Genomic DNA, 17632 nt, shown 5'->3' with positions numbered 1-17632 from the left:
CGTACGGCAAACGGAGCGGGTCAGGGGCGGCGGTCGGAGAGGCGCTTGGCGCCGGGGAACCTGATGTGCCGGCGGCCGGGACAGCCCTGCGATCCGCGCTCGTCCCCGGACCGTACGCGCCCGTTGACGTGCGCCGGTCCGTGCGCGTCCGCACAGTGGGGTTCGGCCGCCTCGGCCACCGCCTCGCCGATCGCGAGAAGCTCCGGTGGGGCGTGGTCGACCTGCAGCGTGGTGTGGTCGATGCCGTACTCGTCGTGGACCATCCGCTGCGCCGCCTGCCGTACGGCGTGGCAGTCCGCGCCGGGGGCGACCAGGATGTGCGCCGACATGGCGGGGTAGCCGCTGGTCACCTCCCAGATGTGCAGGTCGTGCACCTCCACCACATGTTCCAGGGCGGCGGCCTTGCGGCCGATCTCGGCGGGGTTCATCCCGGCGGGGGCGGCCTCCATGAAGACCCGGCCGGACTCGCGCACCAGGTCCCATCCGGCCTTGAGCATCAGGGCGGCCACGACGAGGGCGGCCAGGGCGTCGGCCCGGCCCCAGCCGGTCAGCCAGATCACCACTCCGGCGGCGGTGGTGGCGATGAAGGCGAACAGGTCGTTGAGGATGTGCTGGAAGGCGCCCTCGACGTTCAGGCTGGCGCGGTTGGCCTTGTTCAGCAGCCAGGTGGCCGCCAGGTTCACCGCGATCCCGGCGATGCCGGTGGCGACGACGTACGCGCCTTCGACCTCGGGAGGCTCGATCAGCCGGCGTACGCCCTCGTAGACGAAGTAGACGCTGAGCAGCAGCAGCGTGATGCCGTTGATCTGGGCGCTGATGATCTCGGCGCGTTTGAGGCCGTAGGTGAAGCCGCCCTGCGGCGGGCGGGCGGCGATCCGCATCGCGATGATCGCGAAGGCGATGGCGATGGCGTCGGTGAGCATGTGCCCGGCGTCGGAGACCAGGGCCAGGGAGTGCGCGATGACGCCGATGACGACCTCGACCGCCATGAAGCCGAGGATGAGCGCCAGCGCGCCGGTCAGCAGACGCCGGTCGGCCTCGGCGCTGACCGAGTGCCCGTGACCGTGACCATGCCCGCGCCCATGGCCGTGACCGTGCCCGCGCTCCTGCTCGCGGTCGTCACCCGTCCCGGTGCGGTGCCCGTGCTCCTTGCCGGTCTCACCCATCGTCCCGGTCCTTCTCCTCATGTCCGATGTGCGTGATCGCCAGGTCGAACAGCAGTCGCACGTGCGAGTCCGCGAGGCGGTAGTAGGCCATCCTTCCCGCCCGCCGCACCTTCACCACGTTGTGGACGCGGAGCAGGCGCAGGGCGTGGGACGCGGCGGACATGCTGTGCCCGGTCGCCGCCGCGAGATCGCAGACGCACATCTCACCGCCCTCCAGCAGCGCCGCGATCAGCCGGAGCCGTCCGGGATCGGCCAGGAGGCCGAAGACCTGCGCCAGGTCCTCCACCGTCTCCTGGGACGGCATGGCTCTCCTGACGGTCTCCACCCGCTGGGCGTCCACCACCGGGAGCGCGCAGGAATCGGCCGTCACGAGATCCACAACACTTGAACGATCGTTCACGTGTGTGAGTGTAGGTCGTGGGCGGCACATGTCAACGTGTTCCTGTTCCTTTCCTTGCCGGAACCCGCCCGCGCGACTCGTACGGACCCGTGGGAGGCATGGGCGGCGGGCCTCGGTTCAGGGCAGGGGGGCGAGCGGCAGCCGCAGCACGAAACGCGCCCCCTCGGCGCTGTCTTCGATGGTCAGCCGGCCGCCGTGGTTCTCGGCGATCTGGCGGGCGATGGGCAGGCCGAGCCCGGCTCCTCCCGCGTCCCTGCTGCGGGCCGAGTCGAGCCGCCAGAACCGCTGGAAGACCTTCTCCCGTTGCTCGCGTGGGATCCCGGGGCCGTCGTCGGCCACTTCGAGCACGGCCGTTCCGTCGGGTGGCCCGCCGGGTCTTCGCGGTTCGCGCCGCACGGTGACCGTGACGGTGCTGACCGCGTGGCGTTGCGCGTTGCCGAGAAGATTGCTGATGAGGCTGCCGAGCGAGTGGGGGTCGCCCAGCACGACGACGTCCGGGCCCAGCCGGGGAACCATCCGCTTCGTGATCGGCGACATCTGCAGTTCGCCTTCGGCCAGTCTCCCGAGATCCACCCGCTGCCGCCGGATGGGGAGCGCCTCGCTCTCCAGCCGCGAGAGCGCCAGCAGGTCCGTCGCGATCCGCTGCAGCCGTTCGAGGCTCGGGAGCAGCGCCCTGGCCAGGGTGACCACGTCGGTCTCCTGCGGCGCATGGAGCGCGTCCTCGATCTGGGCCCGCATGGCGGTCAGCGGGGTGCGCAACTCATGGGAGGCGTCGGAGCTGAAACGGCGCTGGCGCTCCAGCGCCTCCTCCAGCCGCCCGAGCGTACGGTCCACGCCCGGGGCCAGGGCGTCGATCTCGCCGGCCGCCTGGACCTCCTCCTCCGGCTCTGCCGGGGACGCGGGCGGCGGCCGGATCGCGCTGCCGGCCAGGCGGAAGCCGAGATAGGTGATCGCTCCGGCCAGCAGGAGCGCCCCGCAGAACAGCAGCAGGAGCAACGCCGGGTGCGCGTACGCCGGCGGTTGCGGCCCGGGTTCGAGCGTGTGGAGCATCCGGTCGTCGTACGGGGCCAGGCCGGCGGCGGATGGGTGACCGGTGAGCAGCGGGATCGACGTCCCCGCGAGGCACAGCGCCACGACGGCGACACCGTGGGCCGGTGCCGGCCGGGCCGTGATCGACGAACGCTGCGGCATGCGCACATCCCCCTGGCTTCAGTGCACCACGAGGGCGTGCGGGCAGCCCCTCGGGGGCCCCGCCAAGGCCCCTGCCGCGCGGGACCGATCCGTCTGCGGCCTCTGACCGCCACAGTCATTGGGCCTTCATTGTTAGGAAACTTTCCTTTATATTAGCGCCACCCCCCAGCAGTGAGGAGCACACATGCGAAGAACGCTGACCTTCCTCGCGACGGCGATGATCGGCATCGGCGCCACGGTGTTCATCGCCTCACCGGCTCAGGCGCACGGGTACATCTCGTCGCCCCCGAGCCGCCAGGCGATGTGCGCCCAGGGCCGCGTCCCCAACTGCGGCGACATCATCTACGAGCCCCAGAGCGTGGAAGGACCGAAGGGGCTGCGCAGCTGCAGCGGCGGCAACGCCCGATTCGCCCAGCTCGACGACGAGAGCAAGTCCTGGCCGGCCACCAGCGTCGGCAACTCCGTCACCTTCACCTGGTCGCTGACCGCCCGCCACGCGACCAGCACGTGGGAGTACTACATCGGAGGCACCCGGGTCGCCGTCTTCGACGATCACGGGGCGCAGCCCCCCGCCACCGTCAGTCACACCGTGAACTTCAGCGGATGGTCGGGGCGGCAGAAGGTCCTCGCGATCTGGAACGTGGCCGACACCGCCAACGCGTTCTACGCCTGCGTCGACCTTCAGATCGGCGGGGGCGGGACGCCCAGCCCCTCGCCCAGTCCCTCTCCCTCTCCGACGCGTAGTCCGAGCCCGTCTCCCTCGCCGACGCGTACCCCCACGCCCACCCCTGGTGGCACCTGGGCCGCCGGTACGGCGTACAAGGCGGGTGACCAGGTCACCTACGGCGGGGCGACGTACCGGTGCATCCAGGCCCACACGGCGATCGTGGGCTGGGAGCCGCCGAACGTCCCCGCGCTGTGGCAGAAGATCTAGGGCGCCCGCGCACCGCTCGAAGCGCCCGTCCCGGCCGGTCCGGGGCGCGCCGGCGGTCAGACGAGGTGGACGTGCACCTCGGCGCCCTGCATGAAGGCCCGCGAGTACGGGCACTCCCCGTGGGCCTGCTCCACCAGCCTGCGGGCCGCCTCGGGCTCGACCCCCGGCAGGCGTACGGTCAGGTCGGCGGCGATCCTGTAGTCGTCGGCGGTGCCGCGCTTGCGCAGCGTCACGGCCGAGTCCACGGAGGCGTCGGTGGTGCGCACGCCCTGCCGGCCGGCGACCAGCGTGAGCGAGTTGTGGAAGCAGGAGGCGTAGGCGGCGGCGAGCAGTTGCTCGGGGTTGGTCCCCCCTCCGGGGCCGCCGAGTTCCCCCGGCGCCTTGATGCGTACGTCGAGCATGCCGTCGTCCGACGCCACCTTGCCCAGGACGGACGAGGCCCGGGCCGTGTAGAGGTCGTCGTACGATTCGCCGCCTCGCTGGGGGCGCTCGGCGGGGCGGCCCTCGGGCATCCGCCCGGTGAGCTCCGCCTCGACTCCGGGCCCCGAGTAGTCGGGCCCGGGCGCCCGGTCGCTCGGCAGATGGGTGAATCGCCGTGTTTCCTCGCTCATCGCGCATCCCTCGTCCGCTCGCATCGCGTCCCGGTCGGGATCGGCGGGTCACGTACCCCCTGAGCTGCCCGATATCGGACTCCAGGGGCAAAAGTTCTCATCAGCATCGCTGTGCTACGGTCCCGGCAGGCATTCCCCTCTGAATGGTGAAATGTCGGCAACAACGGCGAGGAGTGGGTTCTTTATGAGTGGGGCTGTCCGGTGGGGGATCCTCGGCACGGCGGGCATCGCCGCGCGGGCGTTCCTGCCCGCGTTGCGCGAGGCCGGTGGAGGTACGGCCGCCCTCGTGGCGGGCCGTGACCTGTCCCGCGCCGAGGAGTTCGCCGCGCGGAACGGCGTCGAGCGGGCCGTGCGCGGCTACGAGGCCGTCATCGAGGACCCGTCGATCGACGCGGTCTACGTCCCGCTGCCGAACGCCCTGCACGCGCAGTGGACCATCGCCGCCCTGGAAGCGGGCAAGGCGGTCCTGTGCGAGAAGCCGTTGTGCCTCACCGCCGAGGAGGCCGGGAACGTCATCGAGGTGGCGCGCCGGTCGGCCCGCCCGCTCTGGGAGGCGTTCGTCTTCCCGTTCCACCCGCAGACGGACCGGCTGCGCGGCCTGCTCGCCGATGGCGCGATCGGCGAACTGCGGGAGGTCTGGTCGTCCTTCCACTTCACCATCCAGGGCACCGAGAACATCCGGCTCGACGCGGCCCTCGGCGGCGGCGCGCTCTACGACGTGGGCTGCTACCCCGTACGGCTCGCGCACCTGCTGTTCGGCGGTGACGCAGTCGCCGGCCACGCCGTCGCGGTCAAGGGCGAGGCGGGGGTGGACATCGAGACCGCAGGGATCCTGGAGTTCGGCTCCGGCCGCCTGATGCTGAGCTGCGGCTTCGACCTGCCGTTCACGACGTACACCCGCCTGGTCGGCACCGGCGGGGAGATCCGGCTGACCAACCCGTTCCACCCCAGGCCGCATGACGGGCTCGAAGTGTGGCGTGAGGGACGCATGGTCGCCCGGCACGAGCCGGGCGAGGGCACCGCGTTCTCCTGGGGCATCCGCCACATCCACGAGGTGCTGCGCGGCGAGGCCGAGCCCCGGCACACGGCGGCCGACGACTCCCTCGGCACCGCCCGGTCCCTCGACATGCTGCGCTGACGCGCCGTCTCCCGGCTGCCGGGGCGGCCGGGGTCAGGGCGCTGTCATTCGGGGGAGGGCCACGCATGGTATGCATGGGCCGTGACGATCCCCCGGCCGTACGACGCGGTGCTGTGCGACTTCGACGGTGTCATCCGCTTCCACGACCAGTCGGAGCTGACCGAGCTGGAACGGGCCATGGGCCTGGCCGAGGGCACCACGGCGAAGGCCGTCTTCGCGCCCGAGGTGGACCGGCCGGCGCTGCTGGGGCAGATCACCGTCGAGCAGTGGATGGAGGCGGCCGAGGCCGCCCTGGCCCTCCAGGTGCCGCGGGAGCAGGCCCGCGCGCTGCTCACGGCGTTCGTCAAGGCGCCCGCCCGGGCGGACGAGGACGTGCTCGGCCTGCTGCGCCGGGCCCAGGCGCACGTGCCCGTCGTGCTGGTCACCAACGCGACGCTGGATCTGGAGGACGACCTCGCCTGGCTGGGCCTGAGCCACTTCGCCGACGAGGTGGTCAGCAGCGCGCGGGTGGGAGTGGTCAAACCCGACGCCCGGATCTACGAGATCGCCGCCGAGCGCGCGGGTGTGCCACTCGGGCGGTGCCTGTTCGTCGACGACCGGGCGGAGAACGTCGAGGCGGCCGGGGCGCTCGGTATGACGGCCGTCCTGTTCACCGGCGTGCCGACCTGGAGACGGCGCTCGCGCCGCTGCTGGACTGACCCCCGGCCGAGCCTCTCCGCAGGCGTTGACGCGCTCCCCGGCCTGAAGAGCCGGGGATTCAGCCCGTGCGAGTCATGCGGCACCTCTGTGGCTTCCTGCCCAGCATGGGGCGGTCGCTGTCGTCCACGCGGCTACCGGCCTTCCGCGTCGGACAACAGGATGCCGATCGCCTCGGTCACGTCGGTCACGGTGTGGTCCGATGCGGGCTCCCGGCCCGCCCAGGCCCCCCGATCGATCCAGATCGTGGCGAATCCGATGGCCCGTCCTCCCGCCACGTCCATCACCGGGTGGTCACCGATCACCCATCCGCCCGCGCCGAGGCTCGCGCCCACGCGGGTCGCGGCGATCTCGAACAGCCCCCGGTCGGGCTTGCGGACGCCTTCGGCCTCCGAGACGGCCCACCCGTCAACGACCTCGTCGAGGCCGGTCCGCCGGATCTTGCCGAGCTGGTTGTCCGCCCGCCCGTTGGTGACGATCGCCACCCGCCAGCCGCCGTACGCAGGCGGGTCAGGCCGTCGCGCACCTCCTGCGGGCAGCGGACGAGGTCCGGCATACGGCGCCGGTAGGCGGCCCACAGGTCCTCGACCTGGCCGTCGATCCCGAAGTCCTCCTTCACCTGGGCGAAGAGCGTCTCGCGCGGCAGATAGCCGTGCCCGTCGAGGGCGACCAGCCGCTCGACCGCCTCGGCATCGAGGCGGTGGCCGTCCGCGAACTCCTCGGCCCACCTGCGGAAGGCCTCGTCGTGGTCGACCAATGTGTTGTCCAGATCGAAGAGCGCCAGCCTCGTCACGCCTGATCACGTTACCCGGCCCGATTCCGGCGCTCATGTGATTACTTCTCGTCGGAGCGGTTCGCGGCGATCTTGGCGTAGAAGGGAGCGGCTTGCGGTGCTCGCGACTCGGTCCGTACGACGCCGGCGATGGCCGTGGTCACCATCTTGTGGACGGCGTCGGCCTGCGGCGGGCCGCCGTCCCGGTCGGCGAACAGCAGGTGTGAGGCTCCCAGCAGTGTGGGGGCGAGCGTGTCGACGTCGGCGTCCGCCGCGATGCGGCCGAGGTCGCGCTCGGCGGCGAGGTAGGAGGCGAGCATGGCCGCGGCCTCGGTCAGGAGCGGCAGGCCTGGGCCCGGCCTGGCCTGGCGCAGCCGGGCGCGCAGGCCGTCACGGGAGATGATCAGGCCGACCACCGCCACGGCGACCGACCCGAACAGGTCGGTCAGCACGGCGGTCAGGTTGCCGACGACGGTGCCGGTTCCGGCGGACTGACGCAGGGTGACGGCTTGTGCGTCGATCCTGGCGATGCCGTCGAGCACGAGTTCGGCGAGGAAGTCGTCGAAGTCGGCGAAGTGCCGGTGCAGGACGCCCTTGGCGCAGCCCGCCTCGGTGGTGACCGCCCGGCTGGTCAGCGCGCTCGGCCCGTCCCTGAGCAGGACCCGCTCGGCGGCGGCGAACAACTGCTCCCGCGCGTCGCGGAGGGCAACCCCCGTCGGCACCGTTCCATCCCTCCTGTCCGTGCGTCGAGTTTATCCGAATTGACTAGTGGGCACTTGCCCACTCATAGTGGGCGCATGCCCACTTCTGTTTCCGAGAACGAACCACACAAGGCCAGGGGAATGGCGGAGTCGTTCGGCGTGGACGCCGAGCGTTACGACCGGACCAGGCCGCCCTACCCCGGCGCGATGGTGGAGCGCATCGTCGCCGCCAGCCCCGGGCCGGACGTCTTGGACGTCGGCTGCGGCACCGGCATCGCGGCCCGGCAGTTCCGGGCGGCGGGCTGCACGGTGCTCGGCGTCGAGCCCGACGCGCGGATGGCGGACTTCGCGCGCCGTGACGGGCTCGAGGTCGAGGTGGCGACCTTCGAAGCCTGGGACCCCGCCGGTCGTACGTTCGACGCGGTCGTCGCCGCAACGGCCTGGCACTGGGTCGATCCGGCCATCGGAGCGGCCAAGGCGGCCGAGGTGCTGCGTCCCGGTGGGCGGCTGGCGGCGTTCTGGCACGTGTTCGAGCCTCCACCGGCTGTGGCGGAGGCCCATGCCGCGGTCTACCGGCGGGTGATGCCCGGATTCCCGTCCCAGGACCGGCCCGCGGGGTCGGCCCTGGACGGCTACCGGCCGCTGTTCACCAAGGCCGCCGACGGGATCAGGGACGTGGGGGCGTTCGGCGATCCCGAGGAGTGGCGATACGACTGGCAGCGCTTCTACACCCGGGACGAGTGGCTGGACCAGATGCCCACGTCCGGCGCCCTCACGCGGGTCCCCCCGGACACGCTGTCGGAGGTGCTCTCCGAAGTCGGAGCCGCGATCGACGCGATGGGAGGCGGCTTCACGATGTCCTACGTCACAGTGGTGGTCACCGCGGCGCGCCTCTGACAGTTACGGGCGGGATGCCCGGAGACGGGGCGATGCTCACCGAGCCGGCACCAGGTCGCCACCGGGAAATCAACTGCGTGTAATGGTGGGTGGTCAAGTTCTCCTCGTAGTCGCTCCCGACTCCGAGGAGAACCATGCGCCGGCGACTCGGCCTCATCGCCGCGATCGTCCTGATCGCCCTCACCTCGATCGTTCCCGCCACGGCGGCGTCAGGGCCTCTGGTCGTGGCCCATCGCGCGCGTCCGCGTACGCGCCGGAGAACACCGTCGCCGCCTTCGACCTGGCCCGCGACCAGGGCGCGGACATGTTCGAACTCGACGTCCAGGAGACCAGGGACCACCACCTGGTCCTGATGCACGACACGACGCTCGGCCGTACGACCGACGCGGAGGAGGTCTTCCCCGGCCGGGCGCCGTGGCGGGTCGGCGACCTCACGCTGGCCGAGATCCGCAAGCTCGACGCCGGCTCGTGGTTTTCACGGAAGTACGCGGGGGAGGCGGTGCCCACGCTCGGCGAGGCGCTGCGCGCGATGCGCGGCAGCGGGCTCGGGCTGCTGCTGGAGATCAAGGAGCCCCGGCTCTATCCCGGCATCGAGGCCCGGGTGGCGGAGGAGATCGGGCGCGATCCGGCCTGGCGCGGCCGGGTCGTCGTGCAATCGTTCGACTGGGACTCGATGCGCCGCTTCCACCGCCTCATGCCCGGGGTGCCGATCGGCCTGCTCGGCACGCCGCAGGTCGCGGACCTGCCCGGCCTGGCCCGGTTCGCCGACCAGATCAACCCGCCGTACGCCGACGTCACGGAGGAGTACGTCCGGCGCGTCCACCGGCTGCGCATGAAGGTCCTCGGCCTGGACCGTCGGACGACCCCGCCGCCGTACGCCGCCTGATCGGCGCGGGCGTGGACGGCGTCATCACCAACAGACCCGACGTCGTACGCGAACTCGCGGGATGACGGCGGCGCTCAGACGCGCTCTCGCGCTGCCGGAGGGCGGTCAGAAGGCGTAGCGGACCCGGCAGTACGGAATCTTGTCGGCGATCAGGTCGGTGAGCGCGGTGACGTAGCGGCCCTTGTGACCGGTCTTGTAGCGGACGTTCCAGCCGCCCGTCTGCGAGCGCTTCGGCTGCTGGAGGTCGGGACGCCACAGCACCTCCTCGGCCTTGGGATGCCACCCGAGGTTGACCTCGTGCAGCCGGTCGTTGTGCGTGAGGAAGATGACCTCGGCGGCGAGCTGGGCCCGGGCCGCCGGGCTCAGCGCGTCGTCGAGCTGCCCGAGCAGCTCCGCCCAGTCCTCCAGCCAGCCGTCGCGTACGACCACCGGGCTGAAGTTGACGTGCACCTCGTATCCCGCCTCGACGAAGTCGTCGATGGCCGCGATCCGCTCGGCGACGGGCGAGGTGCGGATGTCGAGCAGCTTGGCGTCGGCGGCCGGCATCAGGCTGAAGCGAACGCGCGTACGGCCTTGCGGGTCCCAGCCGAGCAGGTCGCGGTTGACGTACTTGGTGGCGAAGCTCGCCTTGGCGTTCGGCAGGCCGCGGAAGAGGCCGACGAGGTCGCGCACGTTGTCGGAGACGGTCGCGTCCACCGAGCAGTCGGAGTTCTCGCCGATGTCGTAGACCCAGGCGTGCGGGTCCACCTGGTTCGGCTCGGGCTTGACGCCCTGCCGCCCGGCGTGCCTGGCGAGATAGCCCGTGATCTTGTCGATGTTGGCGAACACCGTGATCGGGTTGCTGTAGCCCTTGCGGCGCGGCACGTAGCAGTACGCGCAGGCCATCGCGCAGCCGTTGGCCGTCGAGGGCGCGATGAAGTCGCTCGATCGGCCGTTCGGCCGCGCCGTGAGCGACTTCTTGACGCCGAGGACCAGCGCCTCGGTCTTGATCCTGACCCAGCGGGCCACGTTCGCCTCGTCCCCGTACAGCTCGGGGATGCGGTGGTGGGCCTCGATCTCGACGCGCTCGGCCTCGGGAAACCGCTCCAGGATCTCCTTGCCGCGCGGCAGTTCGGCGGCGGCGGGCTCGACGGAGACGCGGCGGATGTCCAGCAGTCTCCGGCCTTCGTTCACCTGGGTATAACAACTCGACAAAGGTGCGACTTCCCAGTCAGATGGCATGCAGGTGCTGGTCGGCCGGGCACGCGTACGCAGTCCTCGAGGCCAGCGTCCAGGTCCGGACGGCGGCTCCGCAGCGGCGGCAGCGCGCACGTTTGTAGACCCACCGCTCGTCCGGCGCGTCCGGATCGCTCACCACCTGTCCGGCGTCGCGGCCCAGCGCGAGGTAGCGCACCGCGGTGTCCCACAGCCGCCCCGCGGCCTCCGTGCCGATGTCGCGGACGCCGGGATCGAGGGCGGTGAGGAAGAGCAGTTCCGCCCGCCAGGCGTTGCCGATCCCCGACCACACGCTCTGGTCCAGCACGGCCGCGCCAACCGCGGTGCGGGCTGCGAGCAGGCGTCGTACGGCCTCCTCCCGAATGGCGTCCCGGTCGGTTTCACGGTCGGTGTCACGGCGCAGCGGGTCGGGGCCGGTCGCGGCCCGCAGCGCCGCCAGCGCCCGCTCGTCCATCGGCTCGCAGCGGGCGGGCGCGATCAGGTCGAACGCCGCCTCGCCGGTCGCCAGCCGCAGCCGGGTGCCCTTGCGCGGCTCGGCCGCCGGGTCGTCGTACCGCAGGAAGAGGCCCTGCATGCCGAGGTGCACGTGGATGGGCGGGGCGTCCTCCAGCCAGTAGAGCAGGTGCTTGCCGAGCGCCTCCACGCCCTCGACGACCCTGCCGTCGTACGGCCGCGCGTCGAACCTGCCCTGCGGGCTGGTGGCCCTGACCACGCGCCCGGCGAGTGCCTCGTGCTGCTCGTCCGCGTAGCGGTGGACCAGATGCCCCTCCGGCATGCCCCTCGCCCTACCCGCCCCGCTCGGAGATACCGTTTCGATCGTGAGTTACGAGCCGACATCTGAGGAACTGCGGCACCTGCGCCGCTGTGTGGAGCTGGCGAAGGAAGCGCTGGAGGCGGACGACGAACCGTTCGGCTCGGTCCTGGTCTCCGGGGACGGGAAGGTGCTGGCCGAGGACCGCAACCGGGTGGCGGGCGGCGACCACACGCGGCACCCCGAGTTCGAGCTGGCGCGCTGGGCCGCGGGGAACATGACGCCGGAGGAACGCGCGAAGGCCACGGTCTACACGTCCGGCGAGCACTGCCCGATGTGCGCGGCGGCGCACGCGTGGGTGGGGCTGGGGCGGATCGTCTACGTGGTGTCGTCGGCCCAGCTCGCCCAGTGGCTGGCCGAGTGGGACGTGCCGCCCCCGCCGGTGCGTACGCTCCCGGTCGGCGAGGTCGCGCCCGGTGTGCGGGTGGCCGGGCCCGTGCCCGCGCTGGTGGACGAGGTCCGCGCGCTGCACCGCCGCCTCCACACCGGCTCCTGAGCCCTGTCTCCTCTGCATCCTGATACGGGCCCGTTTCCCGGTGCCGTCTTGGCCGTCTCCGGCCACCCCGCCGAGGTGAGCATGGAGGAGCTGCGCAGGCTGGTCGTCGACGGGAAGGCGGGCCGGTGAGGGAAGCACCAGTAGGATGCCACGGTCCAGATAGACGGAGATCCACCCTGGAAGGGCTGCACGTGGCGCAGAAGGTGATACTGGTTGACGACCTCGACCACTCCGAGGGCGACGATGTGGCGAGACGGGAGTTCCCGCTGCTGAACCGGACCTTCGCCATCGACCTGTCCGACGCGAACCAGCAGCGGCTGAGCGAGGCCCTCGCGTTCATCGAGGAAGTGCTGGAGAACGCCCGTGAGGTGAAGCAGGCGACGCGGTCGAAGAAGGCCGCAGACACCTCCCCGCGTCTGCGCGGCTACACCCTGACGGACGTGCGCGAATGGGCCCGCGAGCAGGGGCTGGACGTGCCCGCGCGCGGGAAGATGGCCGACGAGGTCATCGAGCAGTTCATCGCGGCGCACCCTGACGCCGCCACCGAGGATGCCGCCGCCGAGGACTCCCGCGGTGAGTCCGCCGCGGACCACACGGAGAAGTCCGCGGAGGCGGCCGTCGGCGCCTGAGCGGACGTCCGGGGCGGACGCCCCGGAGTCGGCGTTCCAGCGCTGAGATCGGAATTCGCCCGGCCCGGCCGGCCGCCGTGACAGGCAGCCGGACCGGGCGTCCGCTCGACCTGCCGATGTCCCTTACGTTCGCCGCAGCCGAGGAGCGGCGCGCGGGAACCTTCGTCCTACCGGTTTCGACCACGGTCCACAGGTAACCCCAGCCTTGGGACGCTCTTGGACCCTGAATCCCGGCTTGTCCAAGTTTTCCGCAAGCGGGCCTTCCTAGCGTCTCCGCCGACGCCCGATCAGGGCGATCTTCTACCGGCGCAGTTGCGAAGGAAAGACTCATGCGGCTCGGATACGCGGTCCCTCAGTACGGCGCGTTCGCCGACCCGGAATTCATCCGGCGGGCGAGCACGGATCTCGAAGCGATGGGCTACGACAGCCTGTGGGCGGGCGACCGCATCCTGCTCCCGCTGACGCCCAGCGATCCGTACCCCGGAGGGGACGGGACGGTCCCCCCGGCGTTCGGGACCTTCTTCGACCCGCTCACCGCACTGACGCTTGCCGCGGTCAGCACGCGGGAGATCCGGCTGGGGACCAGCACGCTCAACGCGCTGTGGCAGCCGCCCGTCCTGCTCGCCCGTACGCTGACCTCGCTCGACCTGCTCAGCCACGGACGGCTGGACGTCGGCATCGGTCTCGGCTGGCTCCGCGACGAGTACGCCGCGACCGGGGTGCCCTGGAGGGGAAGGGGAGACCGGCTGGAGGAGACGCTCGACCTGATGGAGGCCGTCTGGACCGGTGAGGTGGTCGAGCACAAGGGCGCGCTGTGGACGGTGCCGCCGTCGCACATCGACCTCAAGCCCTGCCAGCGGCCGCGCCCGCCGATCCTGCTCGCGGGGTACACGCCTCCGGCGCTGGAGAGGGTCGGCCGGCGGGCCGACGGCTGGCTGAGCGCGGCCATGCCCATGCCCTACCTGACCGCTCTGTGGGGCCTGGCGCTGGAGGCCGCGTCACGCGCGGGCCGGGACCCGTCCGCCCTGCGCATGGTGGTGCGGGTCAATCCGGCGATCACCGACTCGCCGGCGCCCGCCGACCAGGTGCCGCACGCGGGAACCGTACGGCAGGTCGCCGACTACCTGCTGACCCTCGCCGAGGCCGGAGCGCATGAGGCGTTCGTCGATCTTCAGACGACGACCTCTTCGCGTGAGCGGTTCCTCGACGTCGCGCACGCGCTCGTCACCATGCTGCGCGCGGGCTGAGACCGCGATACGCACGACAGCGAGCAGCGGTACGGTGGCTGTTTGTAAGAAAGGGGTTACATTTCCTGACAGCGCCGCGCACAATAGGGGTCGGTCTTTCGTGATCCGGCGGCGGCCGGATCACCCAGCCCGTCGAACAGGCTCTTCCTCATGTCCGCCCCCGTGCCCCCACCAGGAGAAAGTCCGGATCGATCCTCAGGAGAAAGTCCGGAAATAAACGGAGAAAACCGAAACAAACAGGAGCAGCACTCCAACAGCCGATCCGGATTGATCACCACGGCGCTGACCGCAGCGATCACTTCCGTGGCGACGGGAGTGGCGACGGCGGTGGCGACGCCCTTCTCCAACAGGCTGCAGAGTCTCATCGAGCAGGCGCCGGTCACTCCGCTCATCACCGTTCCCGCGTCCGTCGGGGCGCTCGTGATCACCTGCTGCTATCCGTTGTGGCGGGGCAAGGTCGGGACGTCGGGCCGGTGGGCGGCGGCCGTTGCCACGGTGGTCCTCTGGCCTTTCCGCCGGATCCAGTGGCCGCAGGGACTGCGCAGCTGGGCGGGCCGGATGCTGCTGCCCCTGGCGGTCGGCTACATCGCCGCGTGGCCTGGGGGCGTTCACCGGCCTGGTTGGGGCTGGTGGTCGTCAAAGTGGTCGCGCCGCCCGGCCCGTGTGAGCCCCCGCGAGAGTTGCGTGTCATCACCGCTCTCGAGAACGTGGCGGCGCTGAGCAAGAGGGCCGCGGCTTATACGAAGGAGCAGCGGAAAGACGGATGCGCACCGGTTCGGATAGCGGTCGGCGTCGCGCCGACGATCGAGGAAATGCGCTACGGCTTCCGAAACGAGTGGCTCCGGGACGACGCGCTGCAAAACGACGAACCCTATCGCCGGATGCTCGGCCTGACCCCTGACGCCTGGATTCCCACCAGTTCCGCGGAGTTCGACCTCGTCGTCCAGGACGTGCCGGATAAGGGAGATGGGAAGACGAAAAGCGGGCCCGAGAAAACGGGCAGCCTGAATTCCCTCCTGCACAAGATGCCCGAGCAGGTGGGGACGGACCACATGTCGATCGCGGTGTTCGGCGCCGCGAGGAACGATCTCCTCACCAGCGAGTTGGAGAGCGCGGGTTACCCGCTTGCCGAGATCGTGCGGCGGGCCCGGAGCAAGGGCATGTCGCTCGTCTACCCGCAGCCCGCGTTCTCCACGTCCGGCGCGATCGTGGCCACGACCCTGAACCGGGCCGGATCGGAGTCCGGCGGCACCGCACCGCGTGCGACCTTCGACAACAGCGCCAACGCCTTGCTGTGCCATCTGAGAGGCACCGACCAGAAGGAGACGGACGAGGGCTGGGCGAAGCTGGTGGCGCTGGTTCCGTCGCACAGCGCCGACGAGTACAACCGTGGCGGCGACATGGGCATAGAGGGGTGCGCGCACAATCCGATCGAGGGAAGAGCGGCGCTGACCACGGCCTCGTCCGTGGACCTGCCCACGCTCGACTATCCGTTCGTGGAGATCGACTGGTCGGAGGATCCGGCCCGCCGGGAGGCGCTGGACGCCTTCGCCACGTGGCTCGCGCACAACAAACTGTTCGATTCCGCCCGGGAGGGACCACAGCCGTCGTCTCCGGCCCGGATATCCGTGGACGCCGCCCGGCCGGGTCACCGGGTCGATCTTCAGATCATGGTGGACGGATCGGGTTCCATGGCACGGTCTCCCACCGCGTCCGCCTCCGACCTGCACGACGCCCTGGCCGAAGTAAGGCAGATCCTCACGGACACCGACCAGGTCTCCGCGGGCAAGTTCTTCGCCGATGGCAAGGGGATCGCGAAGGCGCCCATGGCGCGGGAGGGCGACGCGGACGGCGGAGCGGGCCCGAGCGGTTATGGCGAGATCCTGCGATGGATCGCGGACGACACGCAGTCGGGTTTCGACGAGCCGATCTCCACGGTGATCGGCGGGTTGGGCCACCCGGCGAATTCGCTCGCCGTCATCACCGACGGGGGCCCTTTCAACGACGAACCCGACCCCGCGAAGGCGGGACAGTCCATCAGGCGCGCGCTGGATAAGGCCGAGCACATATCGAACCTCTACATCCTCACGTTCGGAGGGAAGTGTCCGGACGGTCTTGAGGCCCCTCGTGCGGTGCGGCCGTCGCCGTCCGACGGGCCGCCGGGGTCGGCCGAGCCGCCCGCCAAACACGTCGTGTGCGACGACACGACCGGTACGGATGTCGCGGGAGCGCTCGGGCGGATGATCTTCCAGTTCAGGGAGTGGTCGTGATGGCGGCGGGACCCCGCGGGGCGTTCTGGAACCGATGGTTCGATCGCTTCACGAGGTTCCACCTCCGGCTCGCCGTGGCCTGCTTCCTGGCGGGCGCGCTGTTCGTGATCGCGGTCAGCCAGCACTACGGGCCGGCGTCCTCGCAGAACGCCTGCCCCGGCCGTCCGGACGACCTCGTCATAGGAACGGGGGCGGAGATCGGCGCCGGCGGCGTACGCCACAATGTGATCAAGGCGTGGAACGACGAGCAGCGCAGGCTGAAGAAGGATCCGCTGAAGGCGACGCTGGTCGAGATCTCCGAGTCCTCCGACGAGCAGCGTTCCGAGCTGGCCGCCGCGGCGCAGTCCAAGCGATGCGCCTATGACGTGCTCCTCCTGGACGTCGCCTACATCACCGAGTTCGCCAGGAACCACTATCTCGAGAAGTTCGAGCTGGACCCCGGCAAGCTGGGCGGCCCTCCGGAGCAATACTTCCTGCGCAAGTCGCTGGAGACCGGTCAGGTCGACGGAGAGCAGTTCGCGGTGCCGTTCGCCGCCGACGCTCCGCTCCTGTACTGGCGAACCGACAAACCGGATCCGCCGCGGGACACGAAGAAGTTCCTCGAACTGGCCAAGGATCACGGCTATGCGGCGCAGTTCGACGACTACGAGGGCGGCACCGTCAACCTGCTCGAAGCGATCTTCTCGGCCCAGGACGAGGAGGCTCAGGGCGAGGAGGCGGGGAACAAAGCCGTCGTCTTCGACGACGAGGGAAACGTCGTCCTCGACGAGGAGGACAACGGCAAGAAGATGCTGGACGCGCTGGGCACCTGGCGCGAGGCCCTGTTCACGGTCAAGGACGGTAAGCCCAAGCTGCGGGACGAGAGCAGGCTACGAGAGGAGAGCAGCCTCCAGGCTTTCCGTACGGGCCGCGTGGGCTACATGCGCAACTGGCCGTTCGCCTTCAACCGGCTGGCCGCCGACCCGCTGATGCGCAACGACGACGGGTCCCTGAAATTCAAGGTCCTCTCGTTCCCGGGGACCGGCGTGCTGGGAGGCGTCGACCTCGCCATCGCCAAGGACTCCCCGCACAAGGAGGAGGCGAAGGACCTCATCTACCACCTGATCTCCGAGCGCACCCAGGAGTGGTTGTTCGCCTGCGCCGGCTATCCGCCGGTGGTCGCGGCTCTGTACGAGGAGTACGAGACACCGAAGACCGCACGGACGTGCCGAGAGGTCACGTCTGACGATGCGGACGGTGCGGCCCACCCCGCCGAGCGGGACACCGAGATCACTGGCGAGCAACTCGCCGGGTTCGCCCGTGAGGTTCACCGGGCGGTGGACCACGCGAGGCCGCGCCCCATGTCCGCCTACTACGCCACGTTCAGCCAGGTGTTCCGAACATGCCTGCTTCCCCTGGCGACGACCACGTCCGCCGTGGCCCCCGACTTCCACCACTTCTCCGACGCGCTCAGGGACGCTCTGGACGGCAGACTGCGGTCGGACGACGCCTGCCGCACTCCCAAGTAGGCGAGTCCAAATCGGACATTAAGGGATAAAGGCGTCATAAGTGCTCCGTGAGGGCTCTCAATCG

The 17632-nt window shown here is 70.6% G+C and carries 19 protein-coding genes and 1 pseudogene; 11 read left to right on the top strand and 9 right to left on the bottom strand.

The window, feature by feature from the left end:
- Positions 1 to 20 precede the first annotated feature (20 nt).
- The 3 genes from B1L11_RS31580 to B1L11_RS31570 form a co-directional block, all read right to left on the bottom strand.
- The gene (locus tag B1L11_RS31580; RefSeq protein ID WP_079319043.1) at positions 21 to 1166 is read right to left on the bottom strand and encodes a cation diffusion facilitator family transporter; all 1146 of its coding nucleotides are present in this window, start codon (positions 1164 to 1166) and stop codon (positions 21 to 23) included.
- Complete coding sequence (locus tag B1L11_RS31575) at positions 1159 to 1566, bottom strand: helix-turn-helix transcriptional regulator (RefSeq protein ID WP_256863059.1); 408 nt, start codon at positions 1564 to 1566, stop codon at positions 1159 to 1161. Before B1L11_RS31575 ends, B1L11_RS31580 begins: the two co-directional genes overlap by 8 nt.
- Before the next feature lie 117 nt (positions 1567 to 1683).
- The gene (locus B1L11_RS31570) at positions 1684 to 2757 is read right to left on the bottom strand and encodes a cell wall metabolism sensor histidine kinase WalK (RefSeq protein WP_079319041.1); all 1074 of its coding nucleotides are present in this window, start codon (positions 2755 to 2757) and stop codon (positions 1684 to 1686) included.
- A gap of 184 nt (positions 2758 to 2941) precedes the next feature.
- Here B1L11_RS31570 and B1L11_RS55360 point away from each other — a divergent pair, with 184 nt between their 5' ends.
- Positions 2942 to 3691, top strand: a complete 750-nt coding sequence (locus B1L11_RS55360) for a lytic polysaccharide monooxygenase (protein ID WP_079319040.1) — start codon at positions 2942 to 2944, stop codon at positions 3689 to 3691.
- Between the two features lie 56 nt (positions 3692 to 3747).
- Here B1L11_RS55360 and B1L11_RS31560 read toward each other — a convergent pair whose 3' ends face one another.
- Complete coding sequence (locus B1L11_RS31560; protein ID WP_218671438.1) at positions 3748 to 4302, bottom strand: Ohr family peroxiredoxin; 555 nt, start codon at positions 4300 to 4302, stop codon at positions 3748 to 3750.
- Between the two features lie 184 nt (positions 4303 to 4486).
- On the opposite strand from B1L11_RS31560, the gene B1L11_RS31555 reads away from it, so the two are divergent.
- Positions 4487 to 5440: a Gfo/Idh/MocA family protein gene (locus B1L11_RS31555; protein WP_179155413.1), complete on the top strand. Its 954-nt coding sequence runs from the start codon at positions 4487 to 4489 to the stop codon at positions 5438 to 5440.
- 81 nt (positions 5441 to 5521) lie between these two features.
- Positions 5522 to 6028: pseudogene (locus B1L11_RS55355) on the top strand (HAD family hydrolase); the annotation flags it as partial.
- 242 nt (positions 6029 to 6270) lie between these two features.
- On the opposite strand, the gene B1L11_RS52425 reads toward B1L11_RS55355, so the two are convergent.
- Complete coding sequence (locus tag B1L11_RS52425; RefSeq protein WP_256863057.1) at positions 6271 to 6621, bottom strand: HAD family hydrolase; 351 nt, start codon at positions 6619 to 6621, stop codon at positions 6271 to 6273.
- A gap of 167 nt (positions 6622 to 6788) precedes the next feature.
- Between B1L11_RS52425 and B1L11_RS52420 the strand changes: the two genes are divergently transcribed.
- Positions 6789 to 6935 carry a hypothetical protein gene (locus B1L11_RS52420; RefSeq protein WP_256863056.1) on the top strand — a complete coding sequence of 49 codons (147 nt, stop codon included), beginning with the start codon at positions 6789 to 6791 and terminating at the stop codon, positions 6933 to 6935.
- Positions 6936 to 6970: 35 nt separating this feature from the next.
- Here B1L11_RS52420 and B1L11_RS31540 read toward each other — a convergent pair whose 3' ends face one another.
- Entirely contained in the window at positions 6971 to 7630 is a 660-nt protein-coding gene (locus B1L11_RS31540; RefSeq protein WP_079319038.1) for a TetR/AcrR family transcriptional regulator, read from the bottom strand.
- A gap of 75 nt (positions 7631 to 7705) precedes the next feature.
- On the opposite strand from B1L11_RS31540, the gene B1L11_RS31535 reads away from it, so the two are divergent.
- Positions 7706 to 8506 (top strand): class I SAM-dependent methyltransferase, encoded by an 801-nt coding sequence (locus B1L11_RS31535; protein WP_079319037.1) that lies wholly within the window; start codon positions 7706 to 7708, stop codon positions 8504 to 8506.
- Between the two features lie 82 nt (positions 8507 to 8588).
- Positions 8589 to 9392, top strand: a complete 804-nt coding sequence (locus B1L11_RS31530) for a glycerophosphodiester phosphodiesterase family protein (RefSeq protein WP_256863055.1) — start codon at positions 8589 to 8591, stop codon at positions 9390 to 9392.
- 105 nt (positions 9393 to 9497) lie between these two features.
- On the opposite strand, the gene B1L11_RS31525 is transcribed toward B1L11_RS31530, so the two are convergent.
- Together B1L11_RS31525 and B1L11_RS31520 are read right to left on the bottom strand one after the other, a co-directional pair.
- Positions 9498 to 10565, bottom strand: coding sequence for a spore photoproduct lyase family protein (locus B1L11_RS31525; RefSeq protein WP_218671437.1), 1068 nt, complete (start codon positions 10563 to 10565; stop codon positions 9498 to 9500).
- Between the two features lie 37 nt (positions 10566 to 10602).
- The gene (locus tag B1L11_RS31520; protein WP_079319035.1) at positions 10603 to 11382 is read right to left on the bottom strand and encodes a DNA-formamidopyrimidine glycosylase family protein; all 780 of its coding nucleotides are present in this window, start codon (positions 11380 to 11382) and stop codon (positions 10603 to 10605) included.
- A 43-nt stretch (positions 11383 to 11425) separates the two neighbouring features.
- Between B1L11_RS31520 and B1L11_RS31515 the strand changes: the two genes are divergently transcribed.
- The 3 genes from B1L11_RS31515 (at position 11426) to B1L11_RS31505 (ending at position 13790) form a co-directional block, all read left to right on the top strand.
- Complete coding sequence (locus B1L11_RS31515) at positions 11426 to 11914, top strand: nucleoside deaminase (RefSeq protein ID WP_256863054.1); 489 nt, start codon at positions 11426 to 11428, stop codon at positions 11912 to 11914.
- A 191-nt stretch (positions 11915 to 12105) separates the two neighbouring features.
- A complete protein-coding gene (locus B1L11_RS31510) occupies positions 12106 to 12543 on the top strand; it encodes an Lsr2 family protein (protein ID WP_079319033.1) in 438 nt (145 codons plus the stop codon).
- A gap of 329 nt (positions 12544 to 12872) precedes the next feature.
- A complete protein-coding gene (locus B1L11_RS31505) occupies positions 12873 to 13790 on the top strand; it encodes a TIGR03619 family F420-dependent LLM class oxidoreductase (RefSeq protein WP_079319032.1) in 918 nt (305 codons plus the stop codon).
- A 56-nt stretch (positions 13791 to 13846) separates the two neighbouring features.
- On the opposite strand, the gene B1L11_RS45805 is transcribed toward B1L11_RS31505, so the two are convergent.
- Positions 13847 to 14218, bottom strand: coding sequence for a hypothetical protein (locus B1L11_RS45805; protein ID WP_143737682.1), 372 nt, complete (start codon positions 14216 to 14218; stop codon positions 13847 to 13849).
- Positions 14219 to 14263: 45 nt separating this feature from the next.
- Here B1L11_RS45805 and B1L11_RS31495 point away from each other — a divergent pair, with 45 nt between their 5' ends.
- Positions 14264 to 16060, top strand: a complete 1797-nt coding sequence (locus tag B1L11_RS31495; protein ID WP_143737681.1) for a hypothetical protein — start codon at positions 14264 to 14266, stop codon at positions 16058 to 16060.
- Positions 16060 to 17568, top strand: coding sequence for an extracellular solute-binding protein (locus B1L11_RS31490; RefSeq protein WP_143737680.1), 1509 nt, complete (start codon positions 16060 to 16062; stop codon positions 17566 to 17568). Before B1L11_RS31495 ends, B1L11_RS31490 begins: the two co-directional genes overlap by 1 nt.
- The last annotated feature ends 64 nt before the right edge of the window (positions 17569 to 17632 follow it).

Source organism: Microbispora sp. GKU 823, from assembly GCF_002027145.1.
Classification (GTDB): Bacteria; Actinomycetota; Actinomycetes; order Streptosporangiales; family Streptosporangiaceae; genus Microbispora; species Microbispora siamensis.
Note: the sequence above shows the minus strand (reverse complement) of the source record. Positions and strands in the feature narration are given on the sequence as shown.